Genomic DNA, 3,011 nt, shown 5'->3' with positions numbered 1-3,011 from the left:
TCCATAAGATTTGAATATATTTTCAGCCTTCAGAATATCACTATTAGATGGCGGCTGAATATCGGCTAGCTTGTAGTCTTGTCCCATTTGCTCCCATTTGTGTATACCCATCTGATGAAAAGGGAGTATATCTACCCGTTCAACATTCGGGAATAGTGATACATATTTAGCCCAATCATGCAAGTCTTGTTCTTCATCAGTAAACTGAGGAACAAGAACATAACGCAACCACACGGGCTTTTTCATTTCAGATAAATATTGCATAAAGTATTTGGTAGGCTCTAAAGGTCTTGCTGTCAAACTCTCATATTTAGTCGGATTAATATGCTTTATATCGAGTAAAACTAAATCTGTCAGATCTAATACAGACTTAACTTTTTCATTTAATATATAACCCGATGTATCAATTGCCGTATGCAAACCATCCGCTTTGCAAAGTTTGAATAATTCTAAGACAAAATCCGGCTGCAACAAGGGTTCTCCTCCCGAAACAGTTATTCCTCCGCTTTTTATAAAGTTTTTGACTTTACTTACTCCTTCGAATGCCTCTTCGGCTGTCATCTCATATGCTTTATCATTCATATTCCACGTATCGGGATTATGACAGTAAAGACAACGTAAAGGACAGCCTTGCATAAAAAACACAAAGCGTATTCCCGGACCATCTTTTGTCCCAAATGATTCGAAAGAATGAATATTACCTTTCATATTTTAGCCAATAAAGATAAAACAAACAGGCAGAAAAGAATCTCCTTCCTGCCTGAATTATTATAATAGCCGAATACTTATCAGAAAGTAGTTGTTATCGTTCTGTTAATTACATCTAGTTGTTGCTCTTTTGTCAACTTCACAAAGTTAACAGCATAACCCGACACACGGATAGTCAGCTGAGGATATTTCTCAGGATGATCCATAGCATCTATCAATAGATTACGATCGAATACATTCACATTCAGGTGGTGGCCTGTTTGCAAGAAGTATCCATCAAGTAAGCCTGACAGGTTCTTCGCTTCTTCATCTCTGTTTTTACCTAGTGTATTCGGAGTAATAGCAAATGTATATGATATACCATCGTTAGCATGTTCGAAAGGAAGCTTAGCTACTGATGAAAGAGAGGCTACTGCACCTTTTGTATCACGTCCGTGCATAGGGTTGGCGCCCGGAGCAAATGGTGTTCCATCGCGACGTCCGTCAGGTGTATTTCCTGTTTTCTTACCATATACAACGTTCGATGTAATAGTCAATACAGACTGTGTCGGTATTGCATCTTTGTACATCTTACGTTTACGGATCTTATTCATAAACTTTTCGACAATTTCAACCGCAAATTTATCCGTACGGTCATCATTATTCCCGAATGGAACATAGTCTCCTTCCAAAATATAATCGACTGCATCTCCATCCGCATCTCTCACGATACGTACTTTACCATATTTGATAGCCGCAAAAGAGTCGGCAATAATAGAAAGTCCGGAAACACCAAATGCCTGTGTGCGAACTATATCAACATCATGCAGTGCCATTTCGAGAGCTTCGTACGAATATTTATCGTGCATATAGTGAATAATATTCAGAGCCTTAACATAGGTTTCGGCTACCCAGTCGAGTGTACGATCAAATTTCTCCCATACTTCATCGAACTCAAGGTATTCTCCTGATACTTTTTCCACTCAGTGCTTTGGTAACACCTGAGCTTTTGTCTTTTCATCCTTACCTCCGTTTATCGTATAAAGTAACGCTTTAGGCAGATTGGCACGAGCTCCGAAAAATTGCATCTGATGACCTATACGCATAGGCGACACACAGCAGGCAATACCATAATCGTCTCCCAACTGCGGACGCATAATATCATCATTTTCGTATTGCAGTGAGGATGTATCTATAGATACCTTAGCACAGTATTTCTTCCATGATTCAGGCAAACGATCGCTCCAAAGAACAGTTAGGTTTGGCTCCGGAGCAGGCCCCAGATTATAAAGAGTATGCAACATACGATAACTATTCTTTGTCACCATCGACTTACCCTGATTAGTCATACCGCCAAGCGATTCTGTAACCCAGACAGGATCTCCTGAAAATAGTTCGTTATATTCGCTAGTACGAAGGAAGCGAACAATGCGAAGCTTCATCACAAAGTGGTCAATCATTTCCTGAGCATCGACTTCTGTTATTAAACCAGCTTTAAGGTCTCGCTCTATATATATGTCAAGGAAAGTAGTTACACGTCCAAGACTCATGGCTGCACCATTTTGGTCTTTAATAGCCCCTAGATATCCGAAATATGTCCATTGAATAGCTTCCTGAGCATTAGCAGCAGGATTAGATATATCGAATCCATAAGAGGCGGCCATTCTCTTCAACGCTTTCAACGCATGAATCTGAGTGCTTAATTCTTCACGAAGGCGAATCAGATCATCTGTCATCACAATAGGATCACATTCCTGAAAACGTTTTGCCCGTTCTGCAATCAGACGGTCTACTCCGTAAAGAGCTATACGACGATAGTCTCCTATAATACGACCACGTCCGTAAGCATCGGGCAGACCTGTCAATAATCCGTTGCTGCGTGCACGGCGAATACTATCTGTGTAAGCAGCAAATACTCCTTCGTTGTGGGTTTTACGATACTTGCTGAATATTTCGGTTGTGATTGGGTCTAGTTTATAGCCATATTCTTCAAGGCTGTGTTGAACCATACGGAGTCCCCCATTAGGGAAAATAGCTCTTTTTAAAGGTTTGTCAGTTTGTACACCAACTATTTTTTCCAAATCTTTATCTATATAACCGGCTTCATAAGCATCTATCTGGGATGGAATTTTAGTTTCGGCATCATACACGCCTTTCTCTTTTTCCACTTTAAACATTTCGCTGAGCTTGTCCCACAATTTTGTGGTAGCTTCTGTCGGCCCTTCCAAAAAACTTTCATCTCCGGAATACTCTGTGTAGTTTTTCAGAATAAAATCATTGACATCAATTTTCTCTTTCCAGGCATTGCCTTTAAAATCTTTATA

At 40.0% G+C, this 3,011-nt stretch carries 1 protein-coding gene and 1 pseudogene; both read right to left on the bottom strand.

The features are described from left to right. Positions 1–708 (bottom strand): pyruvate formate-lyase-activating protein (pflA, locus tag BGC7_RS17210; RefSeq protein ID WP_050702841.1); only part of this gene is annotated, 708 nt, incomplete at its 3' end. 80 nt (positions 709–788) lie between these two features. Beyond that, positions 789–3,011: pseudogene (gene pflB, locus BGC7_RS17205) on the bottom strand (formate C-acetyltransferase); the annotation flags it as partial.

It is taken from the genome of Dysgonomonas sp. BGC7 (genome assembly GCF_001261735.1).
GTDB lineage: Bacteria > Bacteroidota > Bacteroidia > Bacteroidales > Dysgonomonadaceae > Dysgonomonas.
This window is presented reverse-complemented; position numbering and strand designations above follow the sequence as displayed.